Here is a 19,635-nt window from a genome sequence, read left to right as displayed (position 1 = left end):
ACATCCATTGTCGGGGCCGCGCAGCGGCCCCACGATCTCCGTCAGATAACCACTTCACCCTGATCTTCGCGTACCACCACCTTCACCCCCTCCAGCGGGCTGATGAACTTCCAGTCCGATTCGTCGATGTAGATGCCGTTGGGGCCGCTGCCGCCTTCCAGGTCGATGGCCACGTGTGCCGAAACCTGCGGCTTGACGCTCGCCAGGATCGGCACGAAGCCCAGTTGCAGGCTGGTCTCCAGCAATGCCGCCTGGTTGCGTTCGTCGATGTCCGCCGCTTCGTCCAGGTAGTACGGCAGGCGCACACGCCCGGCCAAGTCGCGGTCCATCAGGTGCAGCAACAGGTACATGTTGGTCAGCGCCTTGATGGTCATGGTCGTGCCGTTGGACGCCGCGCCGTCGATGTCGGCGTGGATGATCGGCTGGCCGTTGACCTTGGTGATCTCGAACGCCAGCTCGAACAGGTCCTTCAACCCCAGTTGGTTATGGTTCGCGGCGACCAGGCGCGCCAGGTATTCCTTGGCCTGCTCGTTCCGGTTGTCCTGGTCGGCGTTCTGGGTGAGGTCGAACACCGACAGGGTTTCGCCTTCTTCATATTGGCCAGCACTGTGGATGATCTGGTCGATGTGCTTGAGCGCCTCCTTGTTCGGTGCCAGCACCACGCGGAAGCTTTCCAGGTTCGACACCTGGCGTCGGTTGATCTCGCGGTTGAACAGGGCAAGCTGATGCTCGAGGCTGTCGTAGTCGCTGCGGATGTTGCGCAGGGTACGGGCAATGTCGGTCACGGCAGCGCGACGCGCCTTGGCCAGGGTCAATGCCTCGTCGGTACGGTGGGCATAGGCGTTGACCAGCAACTGCAGGCGGCGCTCCATGTCGTCTTCGCTGTCGAACTTGGCCACGCCTTTGAGGCGCACCTGCGCGTACAACGCTTCGATCTGGTTATCCACCCGCTGCAGGCTCTGCCAGCTGTCCTGGTAGTCGTTGAGCAGTGGCAGCAGGTTGTCCATGGAGTCGTCGATGGCTTCCATGAACGGGGTGCCGAGGGGCAGGTCGGCCGGTAGCAGCTGACGGCGGCGCAATGCGTCGTCCAGGGTGCGTTGTTTGGACTCCAGGTCACCCAGCTGGCGCGCCACCAATTGCAGCTTGGCCGACAGCTGTTGTACCCGCTCGGTGAACGCATCGCTGGAGCGCTTGAGTTCATCCTGAGCGGCCTCCATTTGTGCGAGCTGTTCGAGCTTGGCAGGCTCTTCGGCGGCCAGGGTCTGGCTGCGGCGGTAGTCTTCCAGGGCTTTCTGGGCGTCGAGTACCTGCTGGTACAGCGCTTCGGTCTGCGCCTTTGAAGCCGAGCGGTCGGCGCTCACTGCCTGCTGGGTCTTGAGCTGGCGCAGCTCCTTGTCCAGGCGCTCCTTCTGATCACGCAGCGCGGCGCGGTCAGCCAGCGCCTGCAAGGCCGGGGGGTCGATGTGGGACAGGTCGATGGACAGACCAGGCACCTCGAAACGCTCACCCTTGAAGCGGTCGAGCACCGCTTCAAGGGATTTCACCCACAGGTCGCTGTCGTCCAGCTCGATGCCACGCTCACCCAATGGCAGGCTGAACAGGGCACCGTTGAACAGGCGCATCAGGCGGTCGACATCCTGCTGCGAGAACTCTTCGCGCAAACGGGCATAACTGTTGTTGTCGGCGTGATCGAGCTGCTGCTTGACCTGCCTGAGGCGTTTTTCCAGGTCGCCAACGCGCTGATCGAGGTCTTCGGCACTGAACTGACGGGACTGGGCCAGGGCGCCGGCGAGCTCGTCATGGGCATCCTTGGCCGCCAGCAACTGCTGCTCCAGCACCTTGACGTCATCGACCAAGGCAAAACGATGGCGCAACACCGACAGCTCGCCCAGCCAGCGCTGGATGCCGGTGATTTCACGCTCAAGGCGCATCAGCTCCTGGGTGCCGCCGCGCTGATCGTTTTGCAAGCGGTCCTGTTCACCCCGGTAATGCTCGGCCTGGATGACCAGCTCTTCCTTGCGCGCCATGGCGTAGTCCTGCCAGGTACCCAGCAGGTTGTCGAGCACCGGCGAAATACGGTGCAGCTTGCCGCGCAGGATGTCGCGTTGGGCGACGCCGCCGGCCAGTGCCTCGACCAGTGGGCCGGCGGCGACCAGGGCGTTGTAGTCCTGTTCCATGCGTCGCACATCGCGGAAGGCTTCTTCGCAGGCGGCAATGTAGTCGACACTGCCAGAACGCAGGCTGTGCTCGAAGGCATCGAGGAACAGCTGCTTGAGCTTGGCCGCCGTGATTTCGCGCATGTGCAGCAGGTTGATGAACAACGCGCGGAAGGTCTTGAGGCTCTGCTCGCTGGTCGAGCGCAGCGGGATCAGGGTCAGGTCCAGGGGCACCGAGGTATGACCGCCGACCAATAGGCGGCGCAGCTCGTCCGGCTTGAGCTCGTAGGCCTTGATGCCCTTGCTTTCAAGGTTGGTGAACAGCTCTTTCTGGCGCAGACACGTGTCGTTCTTCTGATAGTGCGCCAGGTCCAGCTCGCCCTGGTAGGCAAAGAACTGGTGCCCGAAGCCGCCACCCGGCCCACGGCCGACGACCCCGATCACGTGCGGCCCGTGGGGCAGGCTCAGTTCGCAGAGGATGTACGAGGTGTCACTGGCGAAGTAGAAGCGGCGCGACTGCTCCAGGCTGTACTTGCCGAAGCTCATGTCCGACATGCGGGCCAGGATCGGGAACTGCAGGGCGTTGATCGATGCCGACTTGCCCAGGTTGTTGGCGCCGTACACCGACAGCGGGTGCTCCAGCGGGAACAGACCCAGGCTGTAGCCTGCCGTGTTGAGCAATGCGAAGCGGCGGATGCCGTAGCGTTCCTGGCTCATGCGTCGATCTCCTGTTGCTCTTGGCGAATGGCACGAGCCAGGGCCTGTTCTTCGTCTTCCTCAGCCTCGAACGGCGTCAGATCGAGCGGATCGTCGGTGTGTTCGAGCATTGGCTCGGCGTGGTCTTCGGCCAGCACTGGGGTGGGCAAGGGCAGGGCGCTGTGCAGCGTCGCCGCCAGGTCCCGGTCCTGCTGCACGGCCAGGCAAACGTCCAGGAACCGGTGCATCGGCGGCAGGAAACGGTAGATGCCACCTTCTTCATGGGCGAAGCCGAGCTGGGTCATGCGGCGCAGGATCTTCTCTTCCAGGTCCTCGACCGTCTGCACCTCGGCTTGCAGGAACAAGTCACGGTATTTGTCGAGCAACGAAGGCAGTTCGTCGCGACCAACGCTGCCGCCGTCGAGCACCGCGATCGGGTCACGGCCTTGATCGGCCAGGTGCTCGACCAGGATGAAGGTGAACAGCGACAGGCGCTGCGCCGTCTTGTTGACCTGCGCCGCCGTCATGTCCGGCACGAAGTAGTAGAAGCCGCGGGTGTCGCACACCAGCTCGAAGCCCAGGGCCTTGAACAGGCTGCGGTACTGGTCCTGGAAGTTGGACAACTGCGCGTACAGCTCCGGGTCGCGGCGGCTGATGTGAAAACCTTTGAACAGCTCGCGGAAGATCGGTGCGAGCTGGGACAGTTCGGAAAGATCAAGATGCATGGGCTGGGCTCGCGTGGGGTTCTGAGGACGCACTGGCGGCGGCTTCGCGGCTGGAGGTCAGGGCGTACGAACGCAGGCTGACGCGGTGTTCCTGGGTGTCGTAGTCACGCCGCTCGAGGCGCTCGCGGTTGAAGCGTTTTTCCCGTGACAGGCGCGAGAACCAGTACAGCAGTTCGTCGGTGGCGCCTTCGGGCTCCTGCTCCAGCAGCCACACCATCAGGTCTGGCAGAGGCAGTGCCTGTTCACAGCGTTCGGTCATTTCCTTGACCGTGCGCGGTGCGCGAGGCTTGGCGTCGGACGTGCTCTTGTGCGCCTTGGGAAAGCGCGCCGGTTTGGGCTCGAAGCGCGCCAAGGCATAGACATAGGCTTCGACCTGGCTGGCGCTACCCAGGAAGGTGCTCTGCGGCCGAGTGAACAACGGCATGGCCGCCTGCGGCAGCGCGTCCAGGCCCTTGCGGCGCACCACCGACAGTGCCAGGGCTGCGCCACGGGTAACTGCGTTATGACGCCGTGCTTCCTCGCGCAGCGGCAGCAGCAGCTCACGGGCATGACGCAGGGTTAGCTGGGCGCTGGTCTGCATCTCCAGAATGCGCGCATGGGTGCGCAGCAGCATGTCGTCGTCAACCAGGTGGCCAAGGCGCGCCTGTTCACCGAGTAGCTTCAGCAGCACGGTCTCGACCTTGCGCACACCTTGCTCGAAGGCGCCGTCGGCGTTGACCAGCTGGATCATCGGCTCGACGTATTCGTCCCAGGTTGCCAGCACCTCGGCATAGCGCTGGCGCAGCGGTATCTGGCGGCTGCTGGTCTTGGCCCGCTCGGCGACGGCCACCAGGGCTTGCTCATCGTTGTCGAGCTTTTTCAGCACGTCCCGCACGCGCATGTCCAGCAACCGCAGTTGCCGCGCCAGGTCGTCGCTGTCGCGGGTGTCGAAGGCATCCTGGATGTGCCCGGCCAGGCGCTCTAGGTGACGCAGGTAGGCCTCGATCTCCAGGCACAGGCCGAGGCGATGTTCACGGCGCAGGTAGGCGAGAAAGTCGTGGATCTGGGCATTGAGCTCGAAGCGGTTCGGGCTCTTGGCAACGGGTACCAGGATGTCCAGGCGGATCCACACATCGAGCAGTTGGGTAATGTCCTGCGGGGTGCTCTCGATCTGCTGGCGGGCCACATGCTGGCGCAGCTCCACCAGGCTGAGGGTGCCCTGGTCGAAACGCTCGCACAGCGGCTCGATCAGGGCCCAGTGTTCGGCTAGGGCACGCAGGACGCGCTTGGGTTCGATCATCGGCTTGGACTCGTTGCCAAGAAAAAGGGGGCGATTGTACTGCATCCGACGGGTTGGTTCTTATTCGCTTGGTCTGGAGTGCGACAGGCTGATCGACCACGCGCTTCCTGTGGCTTGCCCAGGCAGGCAGGGGATGCGTAAAAAACCGCCGAGCAGATGCGGCACTGGCAGGTCATCGGCGTTAGAATGCGCACCTGTCCCAACCCCCCTCGGATGACCGCCTTGCTTACCGAACAACGTCGCCGCGCCTACCTGTCCGCCATGCAAGTGGTGCACTGGCTGCCGCGCGCTGAGCTGCCGTTCGCCGCGCCGTCACGGCCCGAGCTGCTGCTGCCGTTGGCGCCGCCCGAGGACATCGATTTCGAACCGCCGCCACGCCAGATATCCGACAAATCACCTGTCGCTCCCCAGGCACGGGTCGTCGAGCGGCCGAAGATCGAGGTCCCGCGCCCTGGCGTTTCCGCCAAGGCCGCGGCCAAGCCTGTGGAGGCGCCCGAGCAGGCTGCGACCCCTCGCCCAGTGCCGGTACCGCCTCCGCGCTTTGCCTTGCAATTGCTGCGCGCTGGCGATTGCCTGTTGCTGGTCGAGCTGGCCACCGGCCAGCCTTTCCAGAGCCGTGACCCGTCCTACCTGCTGCTCAAGGACATGCTGCGCGCCGCTGGCCTACCCGATGCCCCGCAGATCGTGGGTGAGCCAGTGCGCTGGCCGCTGCTGATGCGCGGCAACATGGACCAGGGCCCGGACGCAGCCCGCGATTTTGTACAGGGTTTTGTCCAGGCGCGCCTGGAAGAAGCGCCCTGCACCTGCCTGTGGCTGGTGGGCATGCCGGCGCTGCGCTTTGCTGCCGGCGCCGACGACCAGGCTTATTACCAAACCCTCAAGCTCGACGGCCTGGGCGAGGCGTGGGCCTTGCCGGGCCTGGAACTGTTGATGGACGAGCCGCAGCGTAAAGCGGACGTCTGGAAAGCCATGCGCCAGCTGATGGCGCGCTGGAAACGCGTTGAATGAGTGACTCGATCAGCTTTCGCCCCATGACCGAGGCGGATCTGGATGCCGTGCTGAAAATCGAATATGCCGCGTTCAGCCACCCCTGGACCCGCGGCATCTTTCTGGATGCCCTGAAATCCTATGAAGTCTGGCTGATGTTCGATGGGCAGCAACAGGTTGGCCACGGCGTGATCAACGTGATCATCGACGAAGCTCACCTGCTCAACATCACCGTCAAGCCGGAAAACCAGGGGCGCGGCCTGGGCTTGCGGCTGCTCGAACACCTGATGTCGCGCGCCTACCAGCTCAACGGTCGCGAGTGTTTCCTGGAGGTGAGGGCCAGCAACCCGGCTTATCGCTTGTACGAGCGTTTCGGCTTCAATGAAATTGGCCGCCGTCGCGACTATTATCCAGCTGCGGGTGGTCGCGAGGATGCGCTGGTGATGGCCTGCACGTTGTTCCCGGACTGAGCCAGCGGCAGGGCCGCTGCCAAGACGTGCAGGGGTGTGCGATGTCGAAGAAACGGAGTGTGGTTGCCGCGCTGTTGCTGGCGGTAAATTCGGCGTCCAGCGGGGCCCTGGCCGATGATCGCGACCTGAGGATGTTCGCCCAGTGGGCGGGTGAGCACCCGACACGGCCTTTTCGGGACATGCTCGTGCAGGCGCGCGTCTACGGCGTGGTGCCCATTGATCAGCTGCTGCGCTCGGCCTCGGACTGGAAATTGTGCCGGGCTTCACCGTTTGCCGTGCCGCCCGAGCAACAGTGGCCGGCTGTGCGCGCTACGCTGTCGTTGCTCCGAACGCTGGGTGAGCAAGGGGCTTTGCCCGATTTCGAAGTGGTCTCCGCCTACCGTGATCCAGGCCTCAATCGCTGTGCCGGCGGGGCGATTGGCAGTGCGCATACCCAAGCATTTGCCGTGGATGTCTTGCTGGCGCCCTGGGCCGACCCCAACCCGCTGTGCCGTTTCTGGCAGCAGCACGGTCAGGCGTGGGGCATGGGCCTTGGCCGCTACCCAAGCGGTCGCATTCATCTGGACACGGCCGGCTACCGCACCTGGGGCGGTGACGGCAGTGCGGCGTCATCCTTTTGCAGCAAGCCCAGGTGAGTCAGCAATCCCGCTGTGGCTTAACGTGGCCTATCGCGCGCCCATGTCGCTCGCGCACTGGCGTGGATAGCCTGGTAGCTGTGTTTTTGGCGATGAGCGGTGTGAGGTGATTGCGCACGCTCGCGAAGACCACCTGACTTTCTGGCGGGCAAAGAAAAAGGGCTTACCTTGCGGTAAGCCCTTCGTCTTGTTTGGTGGCTACACAGGGACTTGAACCCCGGACCCCAGCATTATGAATGCTATGCTCTAACCAACTGAGCTATGTAGCCGATGGCGCGCATTATTCTCTTGAACGGCCCCCCTGTCAACACGCTTTATAAAAAAAATTTGCACGCTTTCAAAAACTTAGCGAGCGATCGCGGTGCGCGCAGCGTTATCCATCCCCTGAAAACCCCAAATCGTATGGTTGATCGGCTTCAATTTCGGTATTTACCGGCTCGAGCCCCGGACGCTCTCGGCCCTGTCGGAGCATCCACAGAGCTTTGGAAGAAAGGGCTGGCCAGACCTGATGTAGAAAAAAAGGTAGCTATGTATCTATTTGTATCCCGATAATCGGAGCCCAGCTTTCCGACGGAGATCCAGGCCATGGCCATCCCCAGCGCCGCCCCGGCGTCCACCCAAGCGCAGGCGAGCACCGCTACGCCGTTGGTGATGCGCATCATCGGCTTCTGCGCCCTGGCGCACCTGATCAATGACCTGATCCAGTCGGTGTTGCCGGCCATCTACCCGATGCTCAAGGCCAATTACAACTTGAGCTTCGCCCAGATCGGCATGATCACCCTGACGTTTCAGATCACCGCCTCGCTGCTGCAACCCTGGGTGGGCTTTTTCACCGACCGCCGGCCTACGCCCAACCTGCTGCCCATGGGCACGGTGTGCACGCTGATCGGTATCGTGATGCTGGCGTTCGTCGGCAGCTTCCCGATGATTCTGCTCGCCTCGGCCCTGGTGGGCATCGGCTCTTCGACATTCCATCCCGAAACCTCGCGTATTGCGCGATTGGCGTCCGGAGGCCGCTTTGGCCTGGCGCAATCGACCTTCCAGGTAGGCGGTAACACAGGTTCTGCCCTGGGCCCGTTGCTGGCAGCGGCCATCGTCATCCCGTTCGGGCAAACCCATGTCGCCTGGTTTGGCGTGGCTGCACTGTTCTTTCTCGCCGTGACCCTGATGCTGCGCCGCTGGTACATCGAGCACCTGAGCCAAGCCAAGGCGCGCAAGGCGGTACAGGCTACCCACGGCATCTCCCGCGGGCGCGTGGTTGCCGCGCTGGTGGTGCTGGGGCTGCTGGTGTTTTCCAAATACTTCTACATGGCAAGCTTCACCAGCTACTTCACCTTCTACCTGATCGAGAAGTTCGGCGTATCGGTCGCCAGTTCGCAGTTGCACCTGTTCCTGTTCTTGGGCGCGGTAGCGGCGGGCACCTTCTTCGGCGGGCCCATCGGCGATCGCATCGGGCGCAAGGCGGTGATCTGGTTCTCGATTCTGGGCGTGGCACCGTTCACCCTGGCACTGCCTTACGCGGACCTGTTCTGGACAACGGTACTGAGCGTGGTGATCGGCTTCATCCTGGCCTCGGCATTCTCCGCCATCGTGGTGTATGCCCAGGAGCTGGTGCCCGGTAGCGTAGGTATGATCGCGGGCATCTTCTTTGGCCTGATGTTCGGCTTTGGCGGCATCGGCGCGGCATTGCTGGGCTATGTGGCTGACCTGCGCGGTATCGAATACGTGTACGGGCTTTGCTCGTTCCTGCCCCTGTTCGGGGTGCTGGCGGTATTGCTGCCGAGCACGGGCAAGCGCTGATGCTCAAAAAGGGGCAGGGATGCCCCCTTGACGCCACAGGCACTGAGGCAATTGACGGTATCGCCTGCTCTGGCCTAGAGTGCCGCCTCTTGCTCACTTTCTGCGTAGTAGCCAAAGCAATGCGCCGTTTCCTGTCCTTGCCCTGTCGCCGTCAGCCTGCCCCGGATGGGCTGCGCCGTGCCTGGCCGAGCGACACCGTGCTCAAGCGCCGCCGTAGCGTCCTGTTTGCCTTCACCTTCTCGCCCCACCTGAACTGATCAGCGTTTGAACAGCGTCCGCCGTGCTGGTGGGTGCCTTTGTCTGCACGTCTTATCGGTTTGCTGGGAGTGGTTCATGAACATGCGTTTGCTGGCGGGCTTACTGTTCGCCGTTTCGGTCGTGGGGTTCAGCCTGGGCGCGACCCTGCCCCTGGTGTCGTTGCGCCTGCACGAGGCTGGCGCAGGCACCCTTGAAATCGGGATGATTTCCGCCATTCCGGCGGCTGGCATGATGCTGTCGGCCTTTCTGGTTGATGCCTGCTGCCGGTATTTCAAGCGACGCACACTCTATTTGCTGTGTTTCAGCCTGTGCACACTGAGCATCGGCCTGCTGGAACCTGCATTTGCCTCGTTGTGGTGGCTGGCGATCTTGCGCCTGGCGCTGGGCCTTGGCATGGGCATCGCGATCATTCTCGGTGAGTCGTGGGTCAACGAACTGTGCCAGGAGCACAACCGGGGGAAGATCATGGCCCTCTACGCCACCAGCTTTACCGGTTTCCAAGTGCTTGGGCCGGCGATGCTGGCGATGCTTGGTGCCCACAGCCCCTGGATTACCGGCGTGGTCACGGCCTGCTATGGCCTGGCGTTGGCGTGCATCGTGGTGACGGTGCCCAATGACCGGGTGCTGCACGCTGAAGACGACAAGAGCTTCGGCCTGGCCGGTTTCTTTCGCGTGGCCCCGGCGCTGTGCGTGGCTGTGCTGTTTTTCTCGTTTTTCGATGCCGTGGTGCTCTCGCTCTTGCCGGTGTACGCCAGCAGCCACGGTTTTGCCGTGGGTGTGGCGGCGCTGATGGTGACCGTGGTGTTCGCAGGGGACATGCTGTTCCAGCTGCCGTTGGGCTGGCTTGCCGACCGCGTCGAGCGCACCGGCCTGCACCTGGCGTGCGGGGTAGTGGCCATGGCCATTGGCATCGGGTTGCCCTGGTTGCTGAACATGACGTGGCTGTTGTGGCCATTGCTGGTAGTACTGGGTGCTGTCGCGGGCGGCATCTATACCCTGGCACTGGTGTTGATAGGCCAGCGTTTCAAAGGGCAGGACCTGGTCACCGCCAATGCCAGCGTCGGTTTGTTGTGGGGCGTCGGCAGCCTGGTGGGGCCGCTGATCAGCGGCGCGGCCATGGACGTGGCGCCCCACGGGCTGCCCATGGCACTGGCATTGATGGCCGGGCTGTTCGTGTGCTTTGCACGGCAGTCTTATCGGCGTGAGCAGCCGTCCTGCACCCCCTCTGAAAGCTAGCGGATTTGCCTGCAGGAACGGCATTGCAGCTCGCTCCGGTGGTTACCAACTGAGCCGTGTCAGTGACCTAAGCGGCGTCGATGTTGACCCAATACCGGGTGTGGTAATCGATACACACTGGCAGGCTGCGGGCCAGTAGCTGCAGGATCTGATTGGTGTCGGCCAGCTGGTAGGTCCCGGAAACCATCAGTTTCGCCACCGCTGGGGCGCAGCGCAGCAGACCGGGCCGGTATCGGTTCAGCTCAGCGACGAAATCTGCCAGCGGCATTTGCCGAACGCTGAGCACACCCTGCGTCCAGCCCCAAGGGTCACTGGGCGGGGTGACGGCTTGATGGCTTCCATTGGCCTGCACGCGCAAGGTCTCGCCGGAATGCACCCGCACTGGCGTAGCACCGGTCATCACCGTGACTTCGCCCCGGCGCACCGCCACCAGCAAGCCGTGATCGCTCTGGCGCACCAGCAGTTGCCCGTCGAGGGTGCGCAGGGTGGCTACTCGGGTATCGATGAAGAACGGGCGTTTGTCGTCAGAATTGCTGTCCAGGCTGACTTCACCGCGCAGAAGCGCCAGGCGGCGTTGGCTCGCCGTGAAGCGCAGGTCGATAGCACTGGCGGTGTTCAGCTGGATGCGGCTGCCATCACTGCCTTGCAATTGTCGGCGCTCGCCGGTGGCAGTGGCGCTGTCGGCCAGCAGCTCCGGCAGGCCCAGCGGCTCGCGCGCCATCCAGCCAAGGCCGCTGCCGACCACCAACAGGGCCCCCAGCTTGAGCTGGTCGCGCCGGCTGATGCCCTGGCGCTCGCTGCCTTGCAGGGTACGACGGCTGAGGTCCTTGGGTAGCCCGGCGAGCTCATCGCCCAGGTTGCTGACGCGCTGCCAGGCCAACCCATTGTGAGGGTGCAACGACAACCATTGCTGGAACTGCGCCTCGGCATCCGGCCCTGGGCTGCCGAAGCGTAGCCTCACCAACCAGTCGATGGCCTGGTCGACCCGGGCCTGGGCGGGTGCTTGGTCAGGCGTCGGCATAACGCAACCGGTAGCAAGTCTTCAGCGCCTTGGCCAGGTCGCGCTCCACGGTCGCTTTCGAAACGCCCAGGAGCAAGCTGATCTGGATGATGCTCAGCCCGTCCAGTTGCGCATGCAGAAAGGCTTGGCGAGCACGCGGCTTGAGCTGGTGCAGGGCACGATCGAGGCGCTCCAGGCTGTCGAGAATGACCAGCCTGTGTTCTTCGCTCGGGATATCGGTTTCGGGTAGGTGCGCCAGGCTGTCCTGGTAGGCCCGCTCCAGCGCACGGCGACGAAACTGATCGATCATCAGGCCGCGGGCGATGCTGCTGAGGTAGGCGCGAGGCTCTTTTAACGGCGAGGTCTGCCGGGCGCGCAACAGGCGCACGAAGGTGTCCTGGGCCAGGTCGGCCGCATGTTCGCTGCAACCGACGCGACTGCGTAGCCAGCCGCGCAACCACGCATGGTGGGATTGGTAGAGCAGGGCGACCTCGGTCGGTTTGAGCGTGTCGGGAAGCTGCATCGTCGCCACGGTCGGTTCCTGTCGGATGTGATTGTGAATGGTTCTCAATTCTATGCGGGTAAGGCCATGGCGGGCAATGCTGCCTCAGGAATTACTTGCGCAAGATCCGGCAGTCGGCCGATGAGTGGCTGGGTTAAGCTGGCATCTCCACTGATCGATGGAGCCGCTTCAATGTTGATCGACGCCGAACCCCTCGCCTACCGACAAGCGGCCGAATACCTGGGTGGCCTGGATGCGGACTGGGCGCGGCACATTGCCGCCGTCGGCCCCTGCCGCCACCGCACTACCCCAGGGCGCGAACCCTACGAGGCACTGGTGAGGTCGGTCGCTTACCAACAACTGCACGCCCGTGCAGGCGACGCCATCCTTGGGCGACTGCTGGCGCTGTTTGGGCAAGAGGCTTTCCCCACGCCCACGCAACTGCTGACAGCGGACCCCGCCGCTTTGCGCAGCTGCGGCTTTTCGGCCAGCAAGCTGGCCACGGTGCTGGGCATTGCCCAAGGCCGCCTGGACGGTGTGGTGCCAACCCGCGAGCAGGCCCTGGGCATGGCTGACGATGAATTGATCGAGCGCCTAGTGACGCTGCGCGGGGTAGGGCGATGGACAGTGGAGATGCTGTTGATCTACAGCCTGGAGCGTCTGGATGTGTTGCCGGTCGATGACTTTGGCGTACGGGAGGGCTATCGGCGGCTCAAGGGCTTGGAAAAAGCACCGACGCCTGCACAGATGCGCGCGCTGGGCGCCGCCTGGCGACCTTATCGCACCGTCGCCGCCTGGTACTTGTGGCGGGCCTGAGCGCTTGCCGAACTGCACTCAGTCTGGAAGACGAACATGACAACCTACACCACTCCCGAGCAGCGCTGGCAGGCCGTTGCGGCACGTGTTGCCGAGGCGGCGGACCATTTCGTCTATGCCGTGCGCACCACCGGCATCTACTGCTATCCAGGCTGCAAGGCCAGGCTCCCCCTGCGCAGCAACCTGGAGTTCTTCGAGTCCCCGGCATTGGCCGAGGCAGCGGGCTACCGCGCCTGCAAGCGCTGCACGGGCCGGCCTGCCATTTCGGCGCGTACGCGGCGCCTGGTCAGCGATGCCTGTCGCCTGATCGAGGCGTGCGAGCTACCGCCCAGCCTGGAGCAGTTGGGCGAGCGCCTGGCCGTCAGCCCGTTCCACCTGCATCGGCTGTTCAAGGCGCAAACCGGCCTTACACCCAAAGCCTACGCCGAGGCCTTCCGCGCCCAGCGCCTGAGGACCAGCCTGGGGCATGGGCAGGGCTCGGTCACCGATGCCATTTTCGAGGCGGGCTACAACTCCAGCAGCCGCTTCTATGCCGGGGCTGAGCAGCGGCTGGGCATGCCACCCCGGCAGTTTCGCGCAGGTGGTGCCGGGGTGACCATTCGCTTCGCCGTGGGCCAGTGCTCACTAGGTGCCATCCTGGTTGCCCAGAGTGGAAAGGGCATCTGCGCGATTTTGCTCGGCGATGAGCCTGAGGCGCTGGTGCACGCCCTGGAAGACCAGTTCTGCAACGCCGAGCTGATCGGTGCCGATGCCGCCTACGAACAGGTCGTGGCGCAGGTCATTGGGTTCGTCGAGGCGCCGGCGCTCGGCCTGGACCTGCCGCTGGATGCGCAGGGCACCGTCTTTCAGGAGCGCGTGTGGCAAGCGCTGCGTGAAGTACCCGCTGGCTGCCGGGTCAGCTACAGCGACATCGCCGAGCGCATAGGCGCCCCCAAGGCGGTGCGGGCAGTGGCCAAGGCCTGCGCGGCCAACCGTATTGCCGTGGCCATTCCATGCCACCGGGTGGTGCGCCGGGACGGCGACATCAGCGGCTACCGCTGGGGGATCGAGCGCAAACGGCAATTGCTGGCGCGCGAAACAGCCCTCTCCTGATGGCCCGAAGCGGCGTAGAATCGCTCGCCAGATCGAATTGCAAAGAGGAATGTTCGATGAGGCGTGTCAGCCTTTCCCGCTTTAGTCACAGCGTGATGCTGTTGCTGGTGCTGATTGTGACAGCGTCCAACCCAGCCTGGTCGGCACCTGCCCCTGCGACGACGGCGCAGGCTGCCGCTGACGCACCAGCACTGGACGAAACCGCGACCGTCGACCAGCTTAGCGACCGACTGGACCAGATTCGCCAGGGCGTCACCAGTGATGCCAACGACGACCTGCTGGCGCAACTGCGCATGGCGGCCGTGCAGGTCCAGCGCCAGGCCGATGCCTTGAGCACCCAGCGTGCAGCCGATGCGCAGAAGGTGGACGATCAGTTGAAGGTCATCGGCCCCGCTCAGCCGGACGAGCCTGCGACCTTGACCCAGCAGCGCAAGGCGCTGGAGGCCGAGAAGAAAACCCTGGTGACCCAGCAGGATCAGGCCACCAAGCTGACCCAGTCGGCGCGGGACCTGTCCACGCAGATCGTCAACCTGCGCCGCAGCCTGTTCAACTCGCAGATATCCAGCCGGGCAGCGTCGCCGTTGAGCCCTGCGTTCTGGCAGAGCATGATCCGCCCGACCCAGGACGATGTGGCACGGCTGCATGACCTGCGCGGCGAGATCACCGATGCGCTCGACAGTGCCCTGAGCGCTGAACACCGCTGGCTGTTCTTCACCAGCCTGATCGCTTCGATCCTGGTATGGACCTTGGTGCGGGGTTTGCTGGAGCGGCTGCTGGCAAGGTCCATGGTGCGCTGGTTACCGGAGGGACGCTTGCGTCGCAGTGCCTTGGCCGTGGGCGTAAGCCTGGCAACCCTGGGCACCATTGCCGGCTCGGTATCGCTGCTGCGCTGGGGCGTTGAAAGCAGTGCGCAACTGGGTTCGGACCTGGCCAGCCTGACCGACCATATTCTTGCCCTGGTGGTGTTCAGCGCCTTCATTACCGGCCTTGGCCGGGCACTGTTGATGTTGCAGCGTCCCTCCTGGCGTTTGCCGGCGATTGCCGACGAAGTGGCCGAGGCCCTGGGCTGGTTCCCCAAGGTGCTGGCACTGGCCTTGATGGTGATGATGACCCTGGAGCGGGTCAACAGTGTGATCGGCGTCAGCCTGGCCCTGACCGTGGCGGTCAATGGCCTTACTGCACTGGTGGTGGCGTTGATTTTCGCCGGCGCCCTGATGACCTACCGCCGTGCTCGGCGTCGGCATGGCATTGACCGGGCGACGGGCCTGGCCGGCTTGATCCCGTTCGTGATGGTGGTGTGGCTAGCCGCGATCCTGCTATCGCTGATCACCGGGTACCTCACCCTGGCCTATTTCCTCACAGCCAAGCTGCTATGGGTAAGCCTGGTCGTCACGTGCGCCTACTTGCTCACAACGTTCCTGAGTGATCTGTGCGAAATGCTGCTCTCGCCTCGCCAACCGGGTGGCTTGGCGCTGGCCTCGACGCTGGGCCTGGCACCCCGGCACCAGGCGCAGGCGAGCACGGTGCTCGCCGGCATTGGTCGCACCGTCGTGGTGATCCTGGCCCTGCTGCTGACCTTGATGCCGTCGGGCACCAGCCCCAGCGAACTGTTGCTGAGCCTGGGTGACTGGGATGGCACGGGCGGCAAGCTACTTGGCAACCTGAACATCGTGCCCCAGGACATCGTGCTGGCGCTTGGCATACTGGTAGGCGGGATGCTGGCCATTCGTGTGGTCAAGCGCTGGTTAAGTGAGCGCCTGCTGCCGGAAACCGACATGGACGCCGGCATGCGCGCCTCGCTGGTCACCCTGGTGGGTTACCTGGGCTTCCTGTTCCTGGCCATGCTGGTGATGTCGACCCTGCACATCAACCTCACCAGCCTGACCTGGGTGGTGAGTGCCTTGTCGGTCGGTATCGGCTTCGGCCTGCAGCAGATCGTGCAGAACTTCATCTCCGGCCTGATCCTGCTTACCGAACGCCCGGTCAAGGTGGGTGACTGGGTGAGCCTGGCAGGTGTCGAGGGGGATATCCGTCGCATCAACGTGCGCGCTACCGAGATCCAGATGTCGGACCGCTCCACCGTGATCGTCCCTAACTCGCAGTTCATCTCCCAGAACGTGCGCAACGTGACCATGGGCAATGCCCTTGGCGTGGTCGGTATTACCCTGACCTTGCCCCTGGACACCGACGCCAACCGGGTCCGTGAGCTGCTGCTGACTGCCTTCCAGGAGCACGAGGCCATCCTCGATGCACCGGCGCCGTCGGTGTCGTTCAAGGACCTGACCAATGCCGGCATGGTGATTGGCGTCAGTGGTTATGTGGCAGGGCCGCGGTTGGTGGGCGGTGCCCGCAGTGACCTGCTGTTCACCATACTGGGGCGCCTGCGCGACGAAGGTATCGCCCTCTCTGCGCCGCAGAGCATGGTGCTGTTGCAGGACGGGCAACGCCCGGCCGAAGCTGAAAACGACGCGTGAATCATGGGCTGCCTGGCGGCCCATCTTGGCGTGCGTATACCACCAGCCGAAGGTGCCGGTCTTCATCGACGGTCAGCGAGGTATGCTCGAACGGCTGGGCCTGCCCATCAATGACCAGTTGGCGCACGCCGCTGCAGGATGCATGCACGTCGTGGGTGCGCCAGCCGGCCTTGAAGGCCGGCGAGACATGCTCCAGTTCGTCCACCAATGCGTGGATATCGGCTTCCTGCGTGGCCCGGGCGAAGTCGCGGCGAAAGCTTGCCAGCATCATTGGGGCCTGGCTGTCCCAGTCGTACAAGCGCCTATGCATCGTCGGGTCGGTAAACAGCAGCCAGAGCAGGTTGCGGCGCTCAGGCGGGTGCGCGGCGAAGCCGAAGAGTGCGTCGGCTAGCCCATTGAACCCCATTACATCCCCGCGCAGGTTGAGGACGAAGGCCGCGTGCGGCAGGTCGTGCATCAAACGCCTCACCAGCGGCGGCAAGACACACCAGGTCTTGCCTGGTTCTGCGGGTGGACGGGCATGTGCCAGCAGGAACAGATGGCGACGCTCGGCAGGGGCTGGCCGCCGCGCTGCTGTTCCCTCAAGTCTATGCTTCGATTCGGGTCAACTTCGACGCCCAGGACAGCCGCCGCGCCTTCGGCTTGCTAGGGATGACGCTGGGGCTGGCTGCCATCGCAGGCCACGTGCTGGGCGGCTGGATGGTACATGCTGACCTGTTCGGATCAGGCTGGCGCAGCATCTTTTTGATCAATGTACCCATTGGGTTGCTGGCTATCGTGGCGGCGCGCTACATCCCCGAGACCCGCGCGCTCCAGCGCCCGGACCTGGACTGGGCAGGCGTGGCGCTGGTCAGCGTAGGCCTGGCATTGCTACTCGTGCCGCTGATCGAAGGACCGGGGCAGGGGTGGCCTGCCTGGAGTTTCTTCGCGCTCGGCCTGGCATTGGGCTTGCTCGCGCTGTTCAAGCGCCAGCAGCAACGGCGACGAGCGACCGGCAGGTTGCCCTTGGTGGACATGCAACTGTTGACGCAGCGCCGCTTTGCACTGGGCACGCTGCTGGTGCTGGTGGTCTATTCCACATCCAGTTCCTTCTTTCTGTGCTTCGCCCTGCTGATGCAGAGCGGGCTGGGTCTGGATCCCTTCATGGCGGGCAGTATCTTCGCACCCTGCAGTGTGGGTTTCGTACTGGCATCGCTTGCTGCCCCGCGGCTGGTTGCGGGCTGGGGAATACGAGCGATCATGGTAGGGGCCTTGCTGTACGCGCTGTCGATCGGGTTGCTGATTGCCCAGGTCCAGGCGGCAGGCGCACAGCTGGTGCCAGTTTGGCTGATCCCGGTACTGATCATGGTAGGTGCGGGGCAGGGGTTGGTGATGACCCCTTTGCTCAACCTGGTACTGGCCCTGGTCGACGAAGCGAAGGCGGGCATGGCCTCGGGCGTGATCGCGACCGTGCAGCAGGTCGGTGCGGCGCTGGGGATGGCCGTGGTGGGGATTTTCTTCGCGGCAGCGCTGCCAGGGGAAGACTTGGTCGTTCAAGCCGGCCAGTATGTGCATGCGTTTGTGGCCGGCATGCTCTACAACCTGGGTGCCGCAGTGATGGTGATCGTCTTGCTGGTGATGCTGGCAGGCGAGCAGCGGTCTGGGAGGTGAGTAAGCCGCACGCACTGGCGCCGTGCTCCCGCTTTTTGCGGGCTTGAATAAAAACAGGAGCGTTCGGCAGACCCTCAATCGGGCTGCTGAACGCTCCTGCTTGTTTACGCTGCGGTTAAGCGTCGATCAAACGTTGAAGCGGAAGTGCATCACGTCGCCATCTTTGACGATGTAATCCTTGCCTTCCAAGCGCCACTTGCCGGCTTCCTTGGCGCCGCTCTCACCCTTGTACTGGATGAAATCGTCATAGGCCACGACTTCGGCACGGATGAAGCCTTTCTCGAAGTCGGTGTGGATCACCCCGGCCGCTTGCGGGGCAGTGGCGCCTACGCGCACGGTCCATGCACGTACTTCCTGCACGCCGGCGGTGAAGTAGGTCTGCAGGTTCAGCAACTCGTAACCGGCACGGATCACACGATTCAGGCCAGGTTCTTCCAGGCCCAGGGCCTCGAGGAACATGTCCTTTTCTTCACCGTCGTCCAGCTCGGCGATTTCCGCTTCGATCTTGTTGCACACCGGTACGACCACCGCGCCTTCTTCCTCGGCGATGGCGTTCACCACGTCCAGGTGCGGGTTGTTCTCGAAACCGTCCTCGGCAACGTTGGCGATGTACATCACCGGCTTGCTGGTCAGCAGGTGGAAGCTACGGATCAGGGCCTTTTCATCGGCGCTCATGTTCTTCATCAGGCTGCGCGCTGGCTTGCCTTCGGTGAAATGCGGGATCAGCTGTTCCAGAATGGCCTTCTGCGCCAGGGCGTCCTTGTCGCCACCCTTGGCGTTGCGGGCCACTTTCTGCAACTGCTTTTCGCAGCTGTCGAGGTCGGCAAAGATCAGTTCGAGGTCGATGATCTCGATGTCGCGCTTGGGATCGACGCTGTTGGAAACGTGAATCACGTTCTCGTCTTCGAAGCAGCGCACCACGTGGGCGATCGCGTCGGTCTCGCGGATGTTGGCGAGGAACTTGTTGCCCAGGCCTTCGCCTTTCGAAGCACCGGCCACCAGGCCTGCAATGTCGACGAATTCCATGGTGGTGGGCAGGATGCGGTTGGGCTTGACGATTTCAGCCAGCGCATTGAGGCGCGCATCGGGCATGGGCACGATACCGCTGTTCGGCTCAATGGTGCAGAAAGGGAAGTTCTCTGCCGCGATGCCAGACTTGGTCAGGGCGTTGAACAGGGTGGACTTGCCGACGTTGGGCAGGCCGACGATGCCGCAATTGAAACCCATGGGTATTCCCCTCTCTAAAGGAAATCAGGCCTTCTGGCTGTGCAGCTCGCGCATCGCCTTGGCGAAGTCGCCAGCGAGCACGTCCGGCAGCACACCGAGGGCAAAGTCGATGCTGGCGTCGAGCTTCTCCTGCTCGGCGCGCGGTGCGCGGCCCAGGACGAAGTTGGAGACCAGCTTGGCGTCGCCTGGATGGCCAATACCGAGCCGCAGGCGATGGAAGTCGTTCTGGTTGCCGAGCTGCGCGATGATGTCGCGCAGGCCGTTGTGCCCGCCATGGCCGCCGCCGCGCTTGAGCTTGGCAACGCCAGGAGGCAGGTCGAGTTCGTCGTGCGCCACCAGGATGGCCTCCGGTTTAATCCGGAAGAAATTGGCCAACGCCGCCACGGACTGGCCGCTGCGGTTCATGTAGGTGGTGGGGATCAGCAGGCGAACATCGTTGCCCTGATGGCTGAATTTAGCCGTCAGGCCGAAATATTTCTTGTCAGCGGTCAGCGAGATGCGCTGGGCGCTGGCAATGCGTTCAACGAAAAGAGCCCCTGCGTTATGCCGGGTCTGTTCGTATTCGGGGCCGGGGTTACCCAGGCCGACGATCAACTGGATGGCGGTCACGTCAGGGGCTCTTCCTTGGAGTT

General features: G+C 63.7%; 18 protein-coding genes and 1 tRNA gene. 10 read left to right on the top strand and 9 right to left on the bottom strand.

Going from position 1 to position 19,635, the window contains the following annotated elements; genetic code table 11:
• Positions 1 to 41: 41 nt before the first annotated feature.
• Genes mksF through mksB form a run of 3 tightly spaced genes read right to left on the bottom strand, consistent with a single transcriptional unit; the run spans position 42 to position 4,856 of the window.
• The gene (gene mksF, locus CWR53_RS18960; protein WP_100852241.1) at positions 42 to 2,873 is read right to left on the bottom strand and encodes an Mks condensin complex protein MksF; all 2,832 of its coding nucleotides are present in this window, start codon (positions 2,871 to 2,873) and stop codon (positions 42 to 44) included.
• Positions 2,870 to 3,577, bottom strand: a complete 708-nt coding sequence (gene mksE, locus CWR53_RS18955; protein ID WP_100852240.1) for an Mks condensin complex protein MksE — start codon at positions 3,575 to 3,577, stop codon at positions 2,870 to 2,872. Before mksE ends, mksF begins: the two co-directional genes overlap by 4 nt.
• A complete protein-coding gene (gene mksB / locus CWR53_RS18950; protein ID WP_100852680.1) occupies positions 3,567 to 4,856 on the bottom strand; it encodes an Mks condensin complex protein MksB in 1,290 nt (429 codons plus the stop codon). Before mksB ends, mksE begins: the two co-directional genes overlap by 11 nt.
• 222 nt (positions 4,857 to 5,078) lie before the next feature.
• Here mksB and CWR53_RS18945 point away from each other — a divergent pair, with 222 nt between their 5' ends.
• Genes CWR53_RS18945 through CWR53_RS18935 form a run of 3 tightly spaced genes read left to right on the top strand, consistent with a single transcriptional unit; the run spans position 5,079 to position 6,948 of the window.
• The gene (locus CWR53_RS18945) at positions 5,079 to 5,864 is read left to right on the top strand and encodes an energy transducer TonB (RefSeq protein WP_100852679.1); all 786 of its coding nucleotides are present in this window, start codon (positions 5,079 to 5,081) and stop codon (positions 5,862 to 5,864) included.
• Entirely contained in the window at positions 5,861 to 6,313 is a 453-nt protein-coding gene (rimI, locus tag CWR53_RS18940) for a ribosomal protein S18-alanine N-acetyltransferase (protein ID WP_023533216.1), read from the top strand. The genes CWR53_RS18945 and rimI overlap by 4 nt, the downstream gene beginning before the upstream one ends.
• A 41-nt stretch (positions 6,314 to 6,354) precedes the next feature.
• Positions 6,355 to 6,948, top strand: a complete 594-nt coding sequence (locus CWR53_RS18935) for a D-Ala-D-Ala carboxypeptidase family metallohydrolase (RefSeq protein ID WP_181405444.1) — start codon at positions 6,355 to 6,357, stop codon at positions 6,946 to 6,948.
• A 192-nt stretch (positions 6,949 to 7,140) separates the two neighbouring features.
• Here CWR53_RS18935 and CWR53_RS18930 read toward each other — a convergent pair.
• Positions 7,141 to 7,217 (bottom strand) — tRNA-Met (locus tag CWR53_RS18930).
• A 316-nt stretch (positions 7,218 to 7,533) separates the two neighbouring features.
• Between CWR53_RS18930 and CWR53_RS18925 the strand changes: the two genes are divergently transcribed.
• The 3 genes from CWR53_RS18925 (at position 7,534) to CWR53_RS18920 (ending at position 10,242) form a co-directional block, all read left to right on the top strand.
• Positions 7,534 to 8,748: an MFS transporter gene (locus CWR53_RS18925; protein ID WP_058603094.1), complete on the top strand. Its 1,215-nt coding sequence runs from the start codon at positions 7,534 to 7,536 to the stop codon at positions 8,746 to 8,748.
• Positions 8,749 to 8,867: 119 nt separating this feature from the next.
• Positions 8,868 to 9,005: a hypothetical protein gene (locus CWR53_RS23045; RefSeq protein WP_167338938.1), complete on the top strand. Its 138-nt coding sequence runs from the start codon at positions 8,868 to 8,870 to the stop codon at positions 9,003 to 9,005.
• Positions 9,006 to 9,081: 76 nt separating this feature from the next.
• Positions 9,082 to 10,242, top strand: a complete 1,161-nt coding sequence (locus CWR53_RS18920) for an MFS transporter (protein ID WP_058603093.1) — start codon at positions 9,082 to 9,084, stop codon at positions 10,240 to 10,242.
• A 67-nt stretch (positions 10,243 to 10,309) separates the two neighbouring features.
• On the opposite strand, the gene CWR53_RS18915 is transcribed toward CWR53_RS18920, so the two are convergent.
• Together CWR53_RS18915 and CWR53_RS18910 are read right to left on the bottom strand one after the other, a co-directional pair.
• Positions 10,310 to 11,263: a FecR domain-containing protein gene (locus CWR53_RS18915; protein ID WP_100852239.1), complete on the bottom strand. Its 954-nt coding sequence runs from the start codon at positions 11,261 to 11,263 to the stop codon at positions 10,310 to 10,312.
• Positions 11,250 to 11,765, bottom strand: coding sequence for a sigma-70 family RNA polymerase sigma factor (locus tag CWR53_RS18910; RefSeq protein WP_027915459.1), 516 nt, complete (start codon positions 11,763 to 11,765; stop codon positions 11,250 to 11,252). The genes CWR53_RS18915 and CWR53_RS18910 overlap by 14 nt, the downstream gene beginning before the upstream one ends.
• A 171-nt stretch (positions 11,766 to 11,936) precedes the next feature.
• Between CWR53_RS18910 and CWR53_RS18905 the strand changes: the two genes are divergently transcribed.
• Genes CWR53_RS18905 through CWR53_RS18895 form a run of 3 tightly spaced genes read left to right on the top strand, consistent with a single transcriptional unit; the run spans position 11,937 to position 16,126 of the window.
• A complete protein-coding gene (locus CWR53_RS18905) occupies positions 11,937 to 12,560 on the top strand; it encodes a DNA-3-methyladenine glycosylase (protein WP_100852238.1) in 624 nt (207 codons plus the stop codon).
• Between the two features lie 36 nt (positions 12,561 to 12,596).
• On the top strand, positions 12,597 to 13,652 hold the full coding sequence (ada, locus tag CWR53_RS18900; RefSeq protein ID WP_100852237.1) for a bifunctional DNA-binding transcriptional regulator/O6-methylguanine-DNA methyltransferase Ada: 1,056 nt from the start codon (positions 12,597 to 12,599) through the stop codon (positions 13,650 to 13,652).
• Positions 13,653 to 13,708: 56 nt separating this feature from the next.
• Positions 13,709 to 16,126, top strand: coding sequence for a DUF3772 domain-containing protein (locus CWR53_RS18895; protein WP_100852236.1), 2,418 nt, complete (start codon positions 13,709 to 13,711; stop codon positions 16,124 to 16,126).
• A gap of 1 nt (position 16,127) precedes the next feature.
• Here the strand turns inward: CWR53_RS18895 and CWR53_RS18890 are convergent, their stop codons facing one another.
• Complete coding sequence (locus tag CWR53_RS18890) at positions 16,128 to 16,595, bottom strand: PAS domain-containing protein (protein ID WP_258313253.1); 468 nt, start codon at positions 16,593 to 16,595, stop codon at positions 16,128 to 16,130.
• Positions 16,596 to 16,648: 53 nt separating this feature from the next.
• On the opposite strand from CWR53_RS18890, the gene CWR53_RS18885 reads away from it, so the two are divergent.
• Entirely contained in the window at positions 16,649 to 17,776 is a 1,128-nt protein-coding gene (locus CWR53_RS18885) for an MFS transporter (protein ID WP_258313166.1), read from the top strand.
• A gap of 126 nt (positions 17,777 to 17,902) precedes the next feature.
• Here CWR53_RS18885 and ychF read toward each other — a convergent pair whose 3' ends face one another.
• Positions 17,903 to 19,003: a redox-regulated ATPase YchF gene (gene ychF / locus CWR53_RS18880; RefSeq protein ID WP_058603088.1), complete on the bottom strand. Its 1,101-nt coding sequence runs from the start codon at positions 19,001 to 19,003 to the stop codon at positions 17,903 to 17,905.
• Positions 19,004 to 19,027: 24 nt separating this feature from the next.
• Entirely contained in the window at positions 19,028 to 19,612 is a 585-nt protein-coding gene (gene pth, locus CWR53_RS18875; RefSeq protein ID WP_016501511.1) for an aminoacyl-tRNA hydrolase, read from the bottom strand.
• Positions 19,613 to 19,635: the final 23 nt, after the last annotated feature.

The organism is Pseudomonas sp. SGAir0191 (assembly GCF_002812565.2).
In the GTDB taxonomy this organism is placed as follows: Bacteria; Pseudomonadota; Gammaproteobacteria; order Pseudomonadales; family Pseudomonadaceae; genus Aquipseudomonas; species Aquipseudomonas parafulva_B.
Note: the sequence above shows the minus strand (reverse complement) of the source record. Positions and strands in the feature narration are given on the sequence as shown.